This is a genomic window from Marinomonas profundi (assembly GCF_020694005.1).
GTDB classification, from domain to species: domain Bacteria; phylum Pseudomonadota; class Gammaproteobacteria; order Pseudomonadales; family Marinomonadaceae; genus Marinomonas; species Marinomonas profundi.
In genome coordinates this window covers 409,692-425,030 of sequence record NZ_CP073013.1, presented here as the reverse complement: position 1 = coordinate 425,030, position 15,339 = coordinate 409,692, and the positions used below count along the sequence as shown (strand labels likewise).

The 15,339-nt window shown below is 44.9% G+C and carries 16 protein-coding genes; 15 read left to right on the top strand and 1 reads right to left on the bottom strand.

Translation table 11 applies throughout. The features are described 5' to 3' along the window. Positions 1-17 precede the first annotated feature (17 nt). The gene (gene map, locus J8N69_RS01910; protein ID WP_168825752.1) at positions 18-875 is read right to left on the bottom strand and encodes a type I methionyl aminopeptidase; all 858 of its coding nucleotides are present in this window, start codon (positions 873-875) and stop codon (positions 18-20) included. A 331-nt stretch (positions 876-1,206) separates the two neighbouring features. Here map and rpsB point away from each other — a divergent pair, with 331 nt between their 5' ends. The 15 genes from rpsB (at position 1,207) to rnhB (ending at position 15,339) form a co-directional block, all read left to right on the top strand. Continuing rightward, a complete protein-coding gene (gene rpsB, locus J8N69_RS01905; RefSeq protein ID WP_168825750.1) occupies positions 1,207-1,944 on the top strand; it encodes a 30S ribosomal protein S2 in 738 nt (245 codons plus the stop codon). Positions 1,945-2,028: 84 nt separating this feature from the next. After that, entirely contained in the window at positions 2,029-2,889 is an 861-nt protein-coding gene (tsf, locus tag J8N69_RS01900) for a translation elongation factor Ts (RefSeq protein WP_168825748.1), read from the top strand. A gap of 130 nt (positions 2,890-3,019) precedes the next feature. After that, positions 3,020-3,742, top strand: coding sequence for a UMP kinase (gene pyrH, locus J8N69_RS01895; protein WP_012068988.1), 723 nt, complete (start codon positions 3,020-3,022; stop codon positions 3,740-3,742). A 7-nt stretch (positions 3,743-3,749) separates the two neighbouring features. After that, on the top strand, positions 3,750-4,307 hold the full coding sequence (gene frr, locus J8N69_RS01890) for a ribosome recycling factor (protein WP_168825746.1): 558 nt from the start codon (positions 3,750-3,752) through the stop codon (positions 4,305-4,307). Between the two features lie 49 nt (positions 4,308-4,356). Beyond that, on the top strand, positions 4,357-5,088 hold the full coding sequence (locus J8N69_RS01885; RefSeq protein WP_168825744.1) for an isoprenyl transferase: 732 nt from the start codon (positions 4,357-4,359) through the stop codon (positions 5,086-5,088). Between the two features lie 2 nt (positions 5,089-5,090). Continuing rightward, a complete protein-coding gene (locus J8N69_RS01880) occupies positions 5,091-5,894 on the top strand; it encodes a phosphatidate cytidylyltransferase (RefSeq protein ID WP_168825742.1) in 804 nt (267 codons plus the stop codon). Further along, positions 5,894-7,069 carry a 1-deoxy-D-xylulose-5-phosphate reductoisomerase gene (gene ispC / locus J8N69_RS01875; RefSeq protein ID WP_168825740.1) on the top strand — a complete coding sequence of 392 codons (1,176 nt, stop codon included), beginning with the start codon at positions 5,894-5,896 and terminating at the stop codon, positions 7,067-7,069. Before J8N69_RS01880 ends, ispC begins: the two co-directional genes overlap by 1 nt. Beyond that, complete coding sequence (rseP, locus tag J8N69_RS01870) at positions 7,066-8,412, top strand: RIP metalloprotease RseP (RefSeq protein ID WP_168825738.1); 1,347 nt, start codon at positions 7,066-7,068, stop codon at positions 8,410-8,412. The genes ispC and rseP overlap by 4 nt, the downstream gene beginning before the upstream one ends. Further along, the gene (gene bamA / locus J8N69_RS01865) at positions 8,393-10,738 is read left to right on the top strand and encodes an outer membrane protein assembly factor BamA (protein ID WP_168825736.1); all 2,346 of its coding nucleotides are present in this window, start codon (positions 8,393-8,395) and stop codon (positions 10,736-10,738) included. Before rseP ends, bamA begins: the two co-directional genes overlap by 20 nt. Positions 10,739-10,768: 30 nt before the next feature. Continuing rightward, positions 10,769-11,263 (top strand): OmpH family outer membrane protein, encoded by a 495-nt coding sequence (locus tag J8N69_RS01860; RefSeq protein WP_168825734.1) that lies wholly within the window; start codon positions 10,769-10,771, stop codon positions 11,261-11,263. Between the two features lie 3 nt (positions 11,264-11,266). Then, the gene (lpxD, locus tag J8N69_RS01855; protein WP_168825732.1) at positions 11,267-12,304 is read left to right on the top strand and encodes a UDP-3-O-(3-hydroxymyristoyl)glucosamine N-acyltransferase; all 1,038 of its coding nucleotides are present in this window, start codon (positions 11,267-11,269) and stop codon (positions 12,302-12,304) included. Beyond that, positions 12,305-12,742, top strand: a complete 438-nt coding sequence (gene fabZ, locus J8N69_RS01850; protein ID WP_168825730.1) for a 3-hydroxyacyl-ACP dehydratase FabZ — start codon at positions 12,305-12,307, stop codon at positions 12,740-12,742. Beyond that, a complete protein-coding gene (lpxA, locus tag J8N69_RS01845) occupies positions 12,742-13,518 on the top strand; it encodes an acyl-ACP--UDP-N-acetylglucosamine O-acyltransferase (protein WP_168825728.1) in 777 nt (258 codons plus the stop codon). Before fabZ ends, lpxA begins: the two co-directional genes overlap by 1 nt. A gap of 64 nt (positions 13,519-13,582) precedes the next feature. Beyond that, complete coding sequence (lpxB, locus tag J8N69_RS01840; RefSeq protein WP_168825726.1) at positions 13,583-14,740, top strand: lipid-A-disaccharide synthase; 1,158 nt, start codon at positions 13,583-13,585, stop codon at positions 14,738-14,740. Then, complete coding sequence (gene rnhB, locus J8N69_RS01835) at positions 14,740-15,339, top strand: ribonuclease HII (protein WP_168825724.1); 600 nt, start codon at positions 14,740-14,742, stop codon at positions 15,337-15,339. Before lpxB ends, rnhB begins: the two co-directional genes overlap by 1 nt.

Here is a 15,339-nt window from a genome sequence, read left to right as displayed (position 1 = left end):
AGAAAAACGCGCCTCATTTAAGAGAAGCGCGTTTCTTCTGGTCGGCGCGTTAGTACTTCAACACCGTCAGCAGTGACAAGCAGGGTGTGCTCGTATTGCGCTGATAAGCGGCCATCTTTGGTTTTGGCGATCCAGTTATCGGGGCCTGTGTGTTTGACCTGTTTTTTGCCTGCGTTGATCATGGGCTCTATGGTGAGTGTCATGCCTTCTTCCAGCATTACGCCAGTACCGGCTTTGCCATAATGAGCAACTTGTGGTTCACCATGAAAAGTGGTGCCGACGCCATGGCCACAATACTCTTCAACCACTGAATAATGGTGCTTGTGTGCATGCGCTGAAATTGCCGCACCAATATCCCCTAAGCGAGTGCCAGGCTTGACCATGTCGATGGCAAGGTAAAGACATTCTTGAGTGATTTGCGCAAGGCGTTCGGCGTGGGGTAGCGCTGGGCCGGCAAAAAACATCTTGCTGGTGTCGCCATAATAGCCGTCTTTAATAATGGTGATGTCAATGTTAACCACATCGCCTTTTTTCAGTGCTTTGTCGTTTGGAATGCCATGGCAAATCACATCATTTACCGAGGTGCAGCAAGACTTAGGGAAGCCATGGTAGTTGAGAGGGGCTGGGATGGCGCCTTGCACTTCAATAATGTAATTGTGGGCAATGATGTCGATTTGCTCTGTTGTTACACCGGGTACAACAAACTCTTCTAGCATGACTAAAACGTCAGCGGCCAGTTTGCCGGCGGTACGCATGCCTTCAATATCACTGACGTCAGTAAAGCGCGTTGAGGCTGGGCGAGGCGTCCAGCTGGGTGCGTCAATTCGGCCGTTCTGAGTGAGTGTGGCGACTTTTTGTAGTATTTCATTGCTCATAATTTGCATGTCTTTAAATGGTTTGTGTCTATATTGATAGTAGGTTGCGGAATATTCTACATGACTTGGGCACTAGAATCGCCTCTCTAATGGAAAAAAAGGTCTTTCTAATAGCGTGCAAAGCCGCGTTCAAGTCTTTTGATTTTGGCTTGGATATGGTATAAAACGCCCGCCTATTTAAGTTTGTGCTTAAAATAAGCGAATTTTATAAAATCAACGATCTTGCCGCTATTAAAGAAAGTGTCTTGGGTGTCTTAGGTTGCCTTAAACCTTGTTTGACTGACGCTTTTAGCTGGTAAGCATAAATAACCCAAATTTAAAGGATAGTAAAATGCCTACAGTTTCTATGCGCGACCTATTATTGGTTGGTTCACACTTCGGTCACCAAACTCGTTACTGGAACCCAAAAATGAAGCCTTTCATTTTCGGTGCTCGTAACAAGATCCATATCATTAACCTTGAGCACACTGTTCCTGCCCTTAACAACGCTCTTGAGCTTGTTAAAAAAATGGCTGAGAACAAAAACAAGGTTTTGTTTGTTGGTACTAAGCGTGCTGCATCTAAAACGATTAAAGAGCAAGCTGCTCGCTCTGGTATGCCATACGTTAACCACCGTTGGTTAGGTGGTATGTTGACTAACTACAAAACCATTCGTGCTTCTATCAAGCGTTTACGTGAGCTTGAAGTGCAAATGTCTGATGGTACATTCGATAAGCTAACTAAAAAAGAAGCCTTGATGCGTACTCGTGAGCTTGAAAAACTAGAGCTTTCTATGGGTGGTATCAAGGATATGGGTGGCTTGCCTGATGTGTTGTTCGTTGTTGACGTTGATCATGAGCGTATTGCGATTAAAGAAGCAAACAAATTAGGTATTCCTGTTATCGGTATCGTTGATACTAACAGTAATCCAGATGGTGTTGATTACATCATTCCAGCTAACGATGATGCGATTCGTGCTGTTCAGTTGTACGTTGGCGCTTTTGCTGATGCGGTTCTTGAAGGCCGTAATGCAACAGCGGGTACTGCTGACGAGTTCGTTGAAGTAAGCGAAGCGACGACTGAAGCGTAAGCAAACTGTCTAGTTTGTTCTGGTTTCTAAAGGGAGGTGTCTTACCTCCTTTTTTAAATTTGAATTGGTAAAAGAGGATTTAACATGGCCGCAGTATCTGCAGCATTGGTAAAAGAGCTACGTGAACGTACTGGCCTAGGCATGATGGAGTGCAAAAAAGCACTTGTCGCTGCTGACGCTGACATCGAAGTGGCTATCGAAGAGCTACGTAAATCAAGTGGCATGAAGGCGGCTAAAAAAGCAGGCCGTACTGCAGCTGAAGGTACCATCATCATGCGCGTAGCAGATGATTCATCTTACGGTGTCTTGGTTGAAGTGAACTCTGAAACTGACTTCGCTTCTCGTGACGAAGGTTTTATCTCTTTCGCGAATAAAGTCGCTGACGTTGTTTTTGCAACGAAAGAAACGGATATGGCGAAGGTCATCTCTGGTGAAATGCTTGAAGCACGTGAAGCCTTGGTACAAAAAATTGGTGAAAACATCACGCCTCGTCGTGCTGTTGTCATCGAAGGTGGCTTGGTAGGTGGTTATCTTCACGGTAACGGTCAGATCGCTGTATTGACGCAATTGGAAGGTGGTTCTGCTGAACTAGCTAAAGATGTTTCTATGCACGTTGCTGCTGTTTCTCCTCGCGTTGTGCGCGGTGATGATATGCCTGCTGAAGTACTAGCAAAAGAAGAAGAGATTGTTCGTGCGCAGCCAGACATGGCTGGCAAACCAGCCGAAATCGTTGATAAAATGATTGTTGGTCGTATGAAGAAGTTCTTGGCTGAAAACAGCTTGACTGAACAGCCTTTTGTTAAGAATCCAGAAATCAAAGTGGGTCAGCTTGTAAAAGACGCTGGCGCAGCAGTGACTTCTTTCATTCGCCTTGAAGTAGGTGAAGGTATCGAAGTGGCTGAAGTAGACTTTGCCGCAGAAGTAGCAGCACAACTTAGAGGTTAATTCTTCGTTGTAATGTCTTGCAAAAAAAAGGGGCAGCTTGACTGCCCCTTTTTATGAAAGATGCGTTCGAAGAGTGTCGGTGACATTGACCTCAGTTATTGAAAAGACAAAACCATTGCCGGAGGTTGATATGCCAAAAGAAAAAAGCCCAAAGTACAAACGAATTTTGCTTAAATTAAGCGGTGAAGCTTTAATGGGCGATGAGTCCTTCGGTATTGACCCTAAAGTGTTGAACCGTATTGCGCTTGAGATTGGCCAGTTGCGCGGCATTGGTGTTGAGGTTGGCATCGTTATTGGTGGCGGTAACTTGTTCCGTGGTCAGGCATTGAGTCAGGCGGGTATGGACCGTGTTACAGGTGACCATATGGGGATGCTGGCAACGGTTATGAATGCGCTGGCGATGCGCGATGCGTTGGAGCGTGCGAATATCGCGACTCGAGTGATGTCTGCCATCACGATGACGGGGATTGTTGAGCCTTATGACAGACGCCGTGCTATGCGTTTGATGAAAGAAGGCGATGTGCTTATTTTTTCTGCCGGTACCGGGAATCCTTTTTTTACAACAGATTCTGCAGCTTGTTTGCGCGGCATTGAAATTGATGCGGATGTCGTATTGAAAGCGACGAAAGTGGATGGTGTTTATTCTGCGGACCCAATGAAAGATCCTACTGCAGTAAAATATGATACATTGGGCTACGATGAAGTGCTTGAAAAACAATTAGGTGTCATGGACTTAACGGCAATATGCTTAACCCGTGATCACAGTATGCCAATACGTGTATTTAATATGAATAAGCCCGGAGCCTTGGTGAATATCATGGTGGGTGGCAGTGAAGGTACACTGATTAAGTGAGGAAGTTATGATTAACGAAATTCTTAAAGACGCAGAAGACCGTATGGGCAAAGCCGTTGCTTCGGTTGAGTCTGCGTTTAAAAAAATCCGTACAGGTCGTGCGCACCCTAGTATATTAGACTCAGTTAAAGTGAACTATTACGGTTCTGAAACACCGTTAAGCCAAGTGGCGAATATCACGGTTGAAGATGCTCGTACTTTGGGTATTTCTCCTTGGGAAAACAACTTGGTTCCTGAGATTGAAAAAGCCATTATGAAATCTGATCTCGGCTTGAATCCAGCGACAAACGGGAATTTAATTCGAATTCCTATGCCGGCGTTGACTGAGGAAACTCGTAAAAACTACTTTAAGCAAGCAAAGAACGAAGCGGAAAATGGCCGTATCGCGATTCGTAATATTCGCCGTGACGCGAATGGTAGTTTAAAAGATTTAGTGAAGGAAAAAGAGATTTCTGAAGACGACGATCGTCGTGGACAAGATCAAGTCCAAAAAATCACCGATAAGTATGTTGCTTTGATTGAAGAGCGCCTTGCGGCGAAAGAAAAAGACTTGATGGAAATCTAATGAAGAAGGCGGGCTTCGGCTCGCTTTTTTTATTGACTAGGGTAATGCTATGTCAGAATTGCTTGACGCTGAGGTTGAATCAGCCGTCGTGCCAGCGCATATTGCTATCATTATGGATGGCAATAATCGCTGGGCAAAGAAAAAACACCTTCCGAGTATTGCAGGTCATACGGCGGGAGCTTCTGCTGTTAGGCGTGTGGTTGAAGCCGCCGCTAAAGGTGGTGTTAAGGTATTAACGCTGTTTGCTTTTTCCAGTGAGAACTGGAAGCGTCCTAAACTGGAAGTTGATGGACTGATGGCGTTGTTTATGCGGTCTTTGAAGAAAGAGCTAAAGCGATTAAATGAGCATAAAATAAAGCTTAAAGTGATTGGCGATATTTCCGGCTTTAGTCATGGTTTGCAAAAGCAAATTAAGGCCGTTGAAGTGGCAACGCTAGACAATGATCAGATGACGCTGGTTATTGCGGCGAATTATGGTGGTCGTTGGGATATTGCTCAAGCCGCAAAATCCGTGGCAAAGCGCGTTGCTTTAGGCGAGCTGTCTCCAGACGATATTGATGAGGCGCTATTGGGTGAGCATATGCTGCTGGCGGATTTACCGCCACCTGACTTGTTGATTCGCACCTCAGGAGAAGAGCGCATCAGTAATTTTTTACTATGGCAAACGGCGTACTCTGAGTTTGTCTTTCTGCCGGTTTTGTGGCCGGATTTTGATCAACAACATTTTGATGAGGCTATTCAAACTTATCAAAATCGTCAACGTCGTTATGGTGGTCGATAACCATGTTACTCCCTCGAATTCTAAGTGCCATTGTAATGGCGGTACTGTTTGTTTGTGCCGTTTTTGTGTTAGGTACCTCACATTTTATTTTTGCCATGGCAGGTGTTGTCGTTTTAGCTGGGTGGGAATGGGCGCGTTTATCTGGTGTGCATAATCAAGTTGGGCGGGTTTTTTTTGCGGCTTTTATTGGTGCCGTTTGTTTTGCTGTACTGAATTTAAACGGGCAGGCGACGGCGCTTTATATTAGCCCTATATTGTGGGTGTTAGCCTTGTATTGGGTGATGCGTTACCCCACTTTGCTGGTATGGAAGCACGTTTTTAGTCGCTTATTATTCGGCGTATTGGTGCTGGTGACTACTTGGTCTGCTTTTGTGGTGTTAAGACAGTCTGAGAATTTCTTGGTTTGGGTGTTGCTGCTAATGGGCCTAATATGGGGCGCTGATACGGGCGCCTATTTTGCTGGCCGAGCCTTTGGTAAAAGAAAACTAGCGCGTTTTGTCAGCCCTGGAAAGTCATGGGAAGGTGTGATTGGCGGTTTGGCGCTCACTCAGATCGGTATAGTTGTTTTTGCTTTTTTAAGTGGGTTTTCGTTTACCCAATGGTGCGGGTTGGCGTTGGTTGCCTTGTTGACTTCTTTTGTGTCTGTGTTGGGCGATTTAACCGAGAGTTTGTTTAAGCGTCATGAAGCGTTGAAGGACTCTAGTCATCTTATTCCAGGGCATGGTGGTGTTATGGATCGTGTTGACAGTCTGACCGCCGCCGCGCCTATTTATGTTTTATTGTTAAGTTTGACTGGGTGGCTTTGATGCAAGGCATTTGCTTGTTAGGTGCGACCGGATCGATTGGTCAAAGCACGTTAGATATCATTGCTTTACATCCAGATAAGTTTACTTTGATTAGTGCTTCTGCCAATGAAAGCGTCGATAAAATGGCGGATATATGTCGTCGTTTTACTCCCCAACGAGTGGTAATGGGATCAGAGAAGGCCCGTGATGAGTTGGCGCAGCAATGCCAAGGCTTGGCTATTTCATTTGAGTGGGGGGAGGGTGCGCTAGAGAGTATCGCAGCCGACTCTGCGGTTGATCAAGTCATGGCAGCGATCATGGGTTTTGCTGGGCTTAAGCCAACATTAGCGGGTATTCGCGCGGGCAAACGGACGCTATTAGCCAATAAAGAGTCGTTGGTGACGGCGGGTAAATTGTTTATGGATGAGGTGGCGCGTCATCATGTCACATTGCTTCCTATCGACAGCGAGCATAATGCGATTTACCAAAGTTTACCTCAGACGTCTTTGGGTGCTCACAAACAAGATGTCTCGAAAATCATTTTGACGGCCTCGGGCGGCCCTTTTAGAACCTGGTCCTTGGAAGAGATGAGCTCGGTAACCCCAGCGCAGGCGTGTAAACACCCAAATTGGTCTATGGGGCAAAAAATATCGATCGATTCAGCCACTTTGATGAATAAAGGGTTGGAATTAATCGAGGCTTGTTGGCTGTTTGATGTGACGCCAAGTGAGGTGGATGTTGTGGTTCATCCTGAGAGTATTATTCACTCCATGGTGTCTTATCGCGATGGTTCTGTGTTGGCTCAAATGGGCAATCCGGATATGAAAATTCCGATTGCTTATGGCATGAGTTGGCCCAATCGTGTTGAGACCAGCGTGGCGCCTTTGAGTTTGATTGACATTGCTCGGTTAAACTTTGAATCTCCCGATTTAGTGCGTTTTCCAAATTTGAAATTGGCCGCTGATGCGTGGTTTGCGGGAGGCAGCGCTATGGCGGTGTTGAATGCCGCAAATGAAGTGGCGGTTGCGGCTTTTTTGAATCGTCAGATCGGTTTTCTTGACATTGCTCGTGTAAATGAAAAAGTATTGATGGCGGCAGATATTGTTGCGGTGAATGCGCTTGAAGAGGTTTTTGAGGCGGATGAGTCTGCTCGTCGTTTGGCGCTGGGTATGATCTCGCGCGGTGATTTTTTATGATTCTAAATATTCTTTCTATTGTGGTTGCCTTGGGCCTGTTGATTACTTTTCATGAGTTCGGTCATTTTTTTGTGGCGCGTCGTTGTGGGGTAAAAGTATTGCGTTTTTCGGTGGGTTTTGGGAAGCCGATTTATCGTTATGTGGGGAAGACCGGAACAGAATACACATTGGCCATGATCCCGCTTGGTGGTTATGTGCGCATGCTGGATGAGCGTGAAGGCAATGTGCCTGAGTCTTTGAGACATCAGGCTTTTAACTCGAAAACCGTTTGGCAGCGTATCGCTATTGTGGCGGCAGGGCCGATTGCTAATTTTATTTTGGCGATGGCTATTTATGCGTTGGTGGCTTTGCTTGGTGTGCAATCAGTTGCTCCTAAGGTTGGGGCTATTGCACAAGGTTCCCCTATTTCTCAGACGCAAATTCAAGTTGAGGATGAGTTGGTTGCTATTGCAGGCGAGCCGGTTTCTTCTTGGGAAGATGTAAATTTAGTGCTAGCGGGCTTGATTGGAAAAACAGGAACCATTATCGTTCGTTACCAACCGCAGGGGAGGGTTTCCCAGCAAGAGGGAAGGGTGCAGTTAAATCGATGGTTGGCGGGAGAGAATCCTGACAATCTTATCCGCGCATTTGGTCTGCAGCCATGGCAACCCGACGTGGTTCCTGTTATTGCTCAAGTCGTTGAAGGCGGCGCAGCGGCCTCGGCGGGGTTTTTGCCTGGTGATAAGGTGTTAGCAATAGAGGGCAGTTTAGTATCGAATTGGCGGCAAGTTGTTACCATGGTGCAAAGCAGCCCGAGTAAAGCCTTGTCTGTTACTGTGCAGCGTGATCAAGAACGTCACACTTTGCTGTTACGGCCTAACTCAAGCGAACAAAATGGTAGCGTAATCGGTTATGCTGGGTTGGCTGTCGTTCCACCGCAGTGGGATGAAAGCGTTATTAGAGAACGTCATTATGGGCCTGTAGAGTCAATTTTTTACGGGGTTGAGCAAACCAATAAGATGATTGGTCTTACGGTTTCTTCGATTGGTAAAATGTTACAAGGGTTGATTTCTGTTGACAATTTATCTGGGCCGATCACGATTGCAAAAGTGGCCAGCGCGTCAGCAGACTCTGGTTTGCAATCTTTTTTGAAATTTATGGCTTACCTCAGTGTTAGTTTAGGGGTACTTAATTTATTGCCCATTCCTATGTTAGATGGTGGGCACTTGTTGTTTTTTGGCATTGAAGCTATTCGTCGTAAGCCTGTCTCTGAGAAAATTCAGGGTATGGCTTATCGTGTTGGCGCTTCTCTTTTATTTGCTTTAATGGCGGTTGCCATTTTTAATGATATTGCCCGCTTGTAGAGAGGTATATGTGAAAGTCGTTTCCGCTGTATTATTGGCTTTAATAAGTGTGCATGGTGTTGCAAAAACGGTAGAGGATGTGCGGATTGATGGCTTGGTTCAAATGCCATCATCGAGAGCATTTGATGCAGTTGGCTTTGATAAAAGTGAGTCTTACGATTCAGATAAAGTATATCAAGCGATTACATCTCTTTTTGATACTGGTTACTTCAGTGATATTGATGTCTATGAAGACGAAAATGTTTTGGTGTTTGATGTGGCTGAACGTCCTTCTATTGGTAATTTGACAATAAAGGGCAACGAGTTAATTAAAACCGAAGATTTAGAGCGAGGCTTGAAGCTATCAGGCTTAGAAATAGGCGAAATTTATAAGCCAGAAACCCTAAATCAGATCGTTCAAGAGTTACAGCGTCAGTATTATGCACTTGGGCGTTACAGTGCCAAGGTGGATATATCGATAGACGCTATGCCTCGAAATCGTACCGCGATCGTGATTGATATTGATGAAGGTGAGACAGCTAAAATCGTTCATATCAATATTGTTGGTAATAAAGACTTTGATGCAGAAACGCTGACGAAAGACTTTGAATCAAGAGAAACCGGGTATTGGAATCCCTTCAGCTCGGCAGATGAGTACGCTAAAGCGAAGATTGAAGGGGATATTAATTCCCTAAAAAGCTTCTATTTGGATAATGGCTATTTGGACTTTAATGTCGTTTCTAGCCAAGTCAGTTTGTCTGCCGATAAGCGTGATGTTTACGTTGTGATTAACGTAGAAGAAGGTAAGCCTTATTATATCAACGATGTGTCTTTAAACGGCAGTTTGCCTATTTCTGAAGATCGTGTCTGGAAGCAAATATCACAGAAAAAAGGCGACATCTTTTCGCGCAGCCAAGTGACAAAAATCATTGAAGGTATTTCGACGGAGTTAGGCGATGAGGGGTATTTATTTACCAACGTCAATGTCATTCCGGAAAAACTAAACAATCAGACGGTTAATCTTAGTTATCAGATTGCGCCAGGACCTAAAGTCTATGTTCGCCGTATTAGTTTTAGCGGCAACAGTGAAACACAGGATGAAGTATTGCGTCGTGAGATGACGCAATTTGAAGGTGCCTTGGCAACACATTCTAAAATTCAGTCGTCGAAGCGTCGAATTGAGCGTTTAGGCTTCTTTGGTAGTGTTGATTTAAGAACGCGCCCTGTTGCGGGTACCTCCGATCAAGTGGATCTCGATGTCGTTGTGCAAGAGCAGGCGTCAGGTAGTATTCAAGCGAGTATTGGTTATTCGCAAGAAGATGGTACTGTCCTTGGTTTTGGTATTTCTAAGCGTAACTTTTTAGGGACGGGTAATAAACTGTCTTTCAATGCGTCGCGTACAAATCAGACACAAGATTATTCGATTAATTATGATAACCCTTATTTTACCGTTGACGGGGTCAGTCGAGGCTTTCAGATCTTTTATCAAACCAGTGATCATGCTGACGATGATGTGGAAGATTATGATCTTGACGAAATTGGGGCAGGCGTAAACTACGGCTATCCTATTTCCGATACTCAGCGCCTTGCATTTGGTATGACGGTAAAAGAAAGTACGGTTAAATTAGGTTACGATCCATCTAATGAGACGGATAGTTATGTGCAGACACATGGTGATAATTACGACGATGTGATTGCTAGTTTAACTTGGAGTGATAGTGATTTGGTGGGGGGTGTGCTACCAACCGATGGTTATTCAACCAGAGCAACATTGGAAGTGGCGTTGCCTGTTGGTGACCAGCAATACACTAAGCTCGGTCTAACATCCCAGGCCTATTGGGGTCTAAATGACTCTAATCTATGGCTATTACGCCTGAAAGGACGTCTAGGGTATGGTTCAGGTTATGGTGATACGGATACCTTGCCTTTCTTTGAAAACTATTTTGCAGGTGGTTCGTATTCCGTCAGGGGTTACGGGGCGTCGTCTTTAGGCCCTAAGAACTCATATGGTAGCACGTCAACAAATAGCAGCTCTGCACTGGGTGGTAATATCCTAATGACGGGTACAGCGGAATTGATTTTCCCTTTGCCTATGGTTGAAGACCATAAATCGGTCAGGACGGCTTTGTTTTTAGATGGCGGGAACGTGTTTACCGATTCGTGTCTTGCTGCTAATACAGAGTGTAATGAAGGGGTAGATTTGGCTGAAATACGTTACAGCGTCGGGTTAAGTTGGACGTGGATTACGCCCATTGCGCCGTTATCCTTTAACTTCGCAAGACCGCTTAATGATAAAGATGGCGACAAGACTGACTTTTTCCAATTCCAATTGGGAACCACTTTTTAATATGAATAGATTTATTTAATAGGATTGAAAATGAAAAAAATCATAACGGCAATTTTTACTCTATGCTTTATAGGGAGTGTGCAAGCAACGGAAGTCGCTGTTGTGGATTTTAGAGCGGCGTTGCTACAAAGCAATATGGGGCAAGAAGCGTCGAAGCAGCCTAGGGAAAAGGTCGCACAGATGGATGCTCGTTTGAAAAGTGAGCAAGAGACCATCGAAGCGTCGGCTAAAGATCTGCAACGTGATGAGCTGACATTATCGGAAGCGGAGTTTAAAAAGCGCCGTCAGTCGTTAGCAGAACAGCAAAATAGGCTGCGAGCCATGGCGTCAGATATGCAGCGCCAAGCGAAAGAATTAGAGCAGCAAGTTATTCAATCCTTGACACCAAAAGGCGAGGCGGCATTGAAGTCGTTGATTGAAGAGCGCAAATTGGATCTGGTGGTCAATCGACAGCTAAGCCTGTATGCCAATGCCGGTGCTGATATTACCGATGAGCTTGTAAAACGTCTTAACGAAGGTAATTAATTTATGGGTTATACGCTAGGTCAGTTGGCGGATAAAGTTCAAGGTAAGGTGAAAGGCGATGCCAGTCTAGTGATAGAGAAATTAGGCACGCTGGAGAAGGCGGCACCAAATGAGTTGAGCTTTCTTGCTAATCCCAAATATCAAAGCTTGCTTGGATCGACTACGGCGGGCGCGGTTCTTGTTAAGAGCGAAGAATTAGCGCAATTGGTTGATCATGCCATTATTGTTTCAAACCCTTACCTAGCGTTTGCCCAGCTATCTCATTTATTTACATCGATAACCCAGTGTTGGTCTGGCATTCATCAAAGTGCTGTCATTTCGCCCACGGCGACGATTGCTAAAAACGTTGTGGTTGGGCCAAATACGGTGATTGACGATGATGCTTATGTCGCTGAAGGCAGCGTTATTGGCGCTGGTTGTGTGCTTGGTCGGGGCGTTAGTATAGGCCAAGGTACTCGAATATACCCCAATGTTACGCTTTATCATGATGTGGAGATTGGCGAGGCTTGTATTATTCATAGTGGTGCAGTAATTGGCGCCGACGGTTTTGGCTTTGCGCCGAAAATAGACGGTTGGGAAAAGATTGACCAGCTGGGGGCTGTTGTTATTGGCAATTATGTTGAAATAGGGGCCAATACAACTATTGATCGTGGCGCGCTAGAAAACACTCAAATAGGCCATGGTGTTATCATAGATAATCAAGTTCAAATTGCTCATAACGTCGTAATTGGCGATAATACAGCAATAGCTGGAAACACTGCGATTGCCGGAAGCACTAAAATTGGTTCGTTTTGTACTATTTCCGGGTGTGTCGGAATTGGTGGGCATTTAACTATTGTCGATAAAGTACATATCACGGCTATGAGTATGATTAGTCACTCTATTCCAGAAGCGGGGTCTTACTCTTCTGGGATGGGAATGGAGCCGACGGGAAAATGGCGTCGAACAGTGGCTCGAGTGAGAAGAATAGATGAAATGGCAAAGCAGTTTGCTCAACTAAAACAACAGGTCAATAAGTTTTTAGAGAAGGTTGATAAATAAATGATGGACGTAAATGAAATCCGCCAATACTTACCTCACAGGTACCCGTTTTTATTGGTAGATCGTGTTGTTGAACTGAATTTAAATGAGTCCATTGTAGCGTATAAAAATGTCACGATTAATGAGCCTTTTTTTAATGGCCATTTTCCAGATCACCCAGTGATGCCTGGGGTTTTGATTATTGAAGCTATGGCACAGGCTGCCGGTATTTTAGGTTTCAAAACAATGGATAAAAAACCAGAAGATGGTTCTATTTATTATTTTGTCGGCTCTGATAAACTCCGCTTTAAGCGTCCGGTTGTGCCAGGTGATCGCTTGCAGTTAGAGGCAAAAATCATTACTGAAAAACGTGGTATTTGGAAATTTGAATGTAGAGCAACGGTTGATGGACAGCTGGCGTGCTCTGCAACTATTTTGTGTGCAGACAGGAAGATATAGTGGCGATACATCCAACTACTTTAATCGATTCGAAAGCAGAGATTGACTCCAGTGTGGATATCGGTCCTTTTTGTGTGATCGGACCGAATGTAAAAATTGGGGCTGGTAGTGTTATTAAATCGCATGTTGTTATTAATGGTCATACAACAATTGGGTCTAATAATGAAATTTATCAGTTTGCTTCCGTGGGAGAGGCAAACCAAGACAAAAAGTATAAGGGTGAACCAACGCAGCTGATAATGGGGGATAATAACGTTATTCGTGAAAATGCCACGATTCATCGTGGCACTATTCAGGATAACGGGATTACGCTCATTGGTAGTCATAATTTGTTTATGGCAAGTACGCATGTGGGCCATGACTGCATCGTAGGTGATCACAATATATTGGCTAACTTTGCAGCGTTAGCGGGCCATGTCCAAGTTGGTGACCATGTTATTCTTGGTGGTTATACGGGGATTCATCAGTTTTGTCAGGTGAATTCTTTTAGCATGTGTGGCATGGGTTCGATGGTTGCTAAAGACGTGCCTCGATATATGATGATCTCTGGAAATCCGGCTAAAGCGCATGGTATGAACTTTGAAGGAATGCGTCGTCGAGGTGTTCCAGCGGAGGTTATACGTGCCTTGCGTACAGCGTATAAAATGGTTTATCTGAAAGGTTTGACACTCGAAACAGCCTTGTTAGAGCTGGAACAAGGCGATAGTTTTCTTATTCCTGAAGTGGCTGATTTTGTCTTGTCGATTCGCCAGTCAAAGCGTGGAATTGTCAGATAGGCGCCACGTTTACAAAGAAAACCCCGGATTATTTCGGGGTTTTTTATTTATAGAGGTTGTAGCAATGAAAACGGCGTCTGTGACACGTTATGTCTTGGTAGCGGGTGAAGCTTCCGGCGATATATTAGGCGCGAGCCTGATATCCCATTTAAAAGTATTGCAGCCTGATGCTGTATTTGAAGGTATTGGTGGTCCGCTAATGGAGGCGCAGGGTTTTACTAGTCTAGTGCCGATGGATCGGCTGTCGGTAATGGGCTTAGTTGAAGTGCTGGGGCGTTTACGCGAGTTGCTGGGGATACGAAAACGTTTGTATCAGTCTTGTCTGAAAAATCCACCGACGGCTTTTATCGGTATAGATTCTCCTGATTTTAATATGCCGCTGGCGAGAAAATTAAAGCAAGCAGGCATTCCCACCGTCCATTATGTCAGCCCGTCCGTTTGGGCTTGGCGTCAAAAGCGTATTTTTAATATCAAAAAATCCGTTGATCTTATGTTGGCATTATTTCCCTTTGAACTACCGATTTATCATCAACATAATATCTCCGTGGTTTGTGTTGGCCATACATTAGCAGATGATATTCCCTTGGAAAGCGATGCCAGTGTTGCGAGAGAAGCGCTCAATTTGGGGCAGATTAAAGGCCCTGTTTTTGCTATTTTACCGGGCTCTCGAGAAGGTGAAGTGGCTCGTCTTGCTCCGCTTTTTATTGATACCATGAAGCTGATTAAGCAAAAAGAGCCCAGCTCGGTCTTTTTAATGCCTGCCGCAAATAAAGAGCGACGAGTGCAATTAGAGTCAATATTGCAAGCGGCAAATGCAGAGGCGATTTTAATTGATGGGCAATCACGTACCGTTATGGCAGCGTCTGATGCTATTTTGTTAGCGTCTGGGACTGCGGCATTAGAAGCCATGCTAGTAAAGCGTCCTATGGTGGTGTCTTATCGAGTTAATAAGCTGACCTACGCCATTATGAAAAGAATGATAAAGGTCCCCTATGTGTCTTTGCCCAACTTGTTGGCGAATGAAACCTTAGTGCCCGAATTGTTACAAGACGCCGCCACGCCGGACAATTTGGCCACACGCTTGCTGCAAACGTGGCGGGCTTTTGTTGGTGATAAACGCATTCAAGCTAAGTATCTTGATTTGCATAAAATGTTACGAAAAGACGCTGGTGCACAAGCTGCGCAGGCTATTATTACCATGCTTGAAAACAAGGTGAAGTAATGGAGCCTTTTGTTAGTCAACTGTATTTTGGTGATTTATTGGCTGGAACCGATGAGGCCGGAAGAGGGCCGTTGGCTGGCGAAGTGGTTGCGGCCGCGGTGATCCTTGATCCGCAGCGGCCGATTACTGGCTTGGCAGATTCCAAAAAATTAACAGAGAAAAAGCGCGAGGCTTTATTTATTGAGATTCAAGAAAAAGCCTTAGCTTATGGTATTGCCAGTGCCACACTAGAAGAAATTGACCAGATTAATATCCTTCATGCCAGTATGCTGGCCATGTCACGAGCGGTGGCCTTGCTGTCTGTCGTTCCTGAGCATGTGTTAGTGGATGGCAACCGTATACCGCCCAATTTACCTTGTTCTGCTGAAGCGGTTGTGAAAGGGGATGCACGTCAGGCAGCGATTTCGGCGGCGTCTATTTTGGCAAAAGTCACTCGGGATAGGGACATTGTAAAAGCCGCTGAGATGTATCCACTGTATGGATTTGAGAAGCATAAGGGTTATCCAACAGCACAGCATCTTGAAGCGATTCGCTTGCATGGCATTACGCCGATTCATAGACGCAGTTTTGCGCCAGTAAAAAAGATTTTAGAGGGATAA

What these genes read in the sequence shown, in the direction of transcription:
- map (WP_168825752.1), bottom strand. Translation starts at nt 875, where the DNA reads ATGAGCAATGAAATACTACAAAAAGTCGCCACACTCACTCAGAACGGC.
- rpsB (WP_168825750.1), top strand. Translation starts at nt 1,207, where the DNA reads ATGCCTACAGTTTCTATGCGCGACCTATTATTGGTTGGTTCACACTTC.
- tsf (WP_168825748.1), top strand. Translation starts at nt 2,029, where the DNA reads ATGGCCGCAGTATCTGCAGCATTGGTAAAAGAGCTACGTGAACGTACT.
- pyrH (WP_012068988.1), top strand. Translation starts at nt 3,020, where the DNA reads ATGCCAAAAGAAAAAAGCCCAAAGTACAAACGAATTTTGCTTAAATTA.
- frr (WP_168825746.1), top strand. Translation starts at nt 3,750, where the DNA reads ATGATTAACGAAATTCTTAAAGACGCAGAAGACCGTATGGGCAAAGCC.
- J8N69_RS01885 (WP_168825744.1), top strand. Translation starts at nt 4,357, where the DNA reads ATGTCAGAATTGCTTGACGCTGAGGTTGAATCAGCCGTCGTGCCAGCG.
- J8N69_RS01880 (WP_168825742.1), top strand. Translation starts at nt 5,091, where the DNA reads ATGTTACTCCCTCGAATTCTAAGTGCCATTGTAATGGCGGTACTGTTT.
- ispC (WP_168825740.1), top strand. Translation starts at nt 5,894, where the DNA reads ATGCAAGGCATTTGCTTGTTAGGTGCGACCGGATCGATTGGTCAAAGC.
- rseP (WP_168825738.1), top strand. Translation starts at nt 7,066, where the DNA reads ATGATTCTAAATATTCTTTCTATTGTGGTTGCCTTGGGCCTGTTGATT.
- bamA (WP_168825736.1), top strand. Translation starts at nt 8,393, where the DNA reads ATGATATTGCCCGCTTGTAGAGAGGTATATGTGAAAGTCGTTTCCGCT.
- J8N69_RS01860 (WP_168825734.1), top strand. Translation starts at nt 10,769, where the DNA reads ATGAAAAAAATCATAACGGCAATTTTTACTCTATGCTTTATAGGGAGT.
- lpxD (WP_168825732.1), top strand. Translation starts at nt 11,267, where the DNA reads ATGGGTTATACGCTAGGTCAGTTGGCGGATAAAGTTCAAGGTAAGGTG.
- fabZ (WP_168825730.1), top strand. Translation starts at nt 12,305, where the DNA reads ATGATGGACGTAAATGAAATCCGCCAATACTTACCTCACAGGTACCCG.
- lpxB (WP_168825726.1), top strand. Translation starts at nt 13,583, where the DNA reads ATGAAAACGGCGTCTGTGACACGTTATGTCTTGGTAGCGGGTGAAGCT.
- rnhB (WP_168825724.1), top strand. Translation starts at nt 14,740, where the DNA reads ATGGAGCCTTTTGTTAGTCAACTGTATTTTGGTGATTTATTGGCTGGA.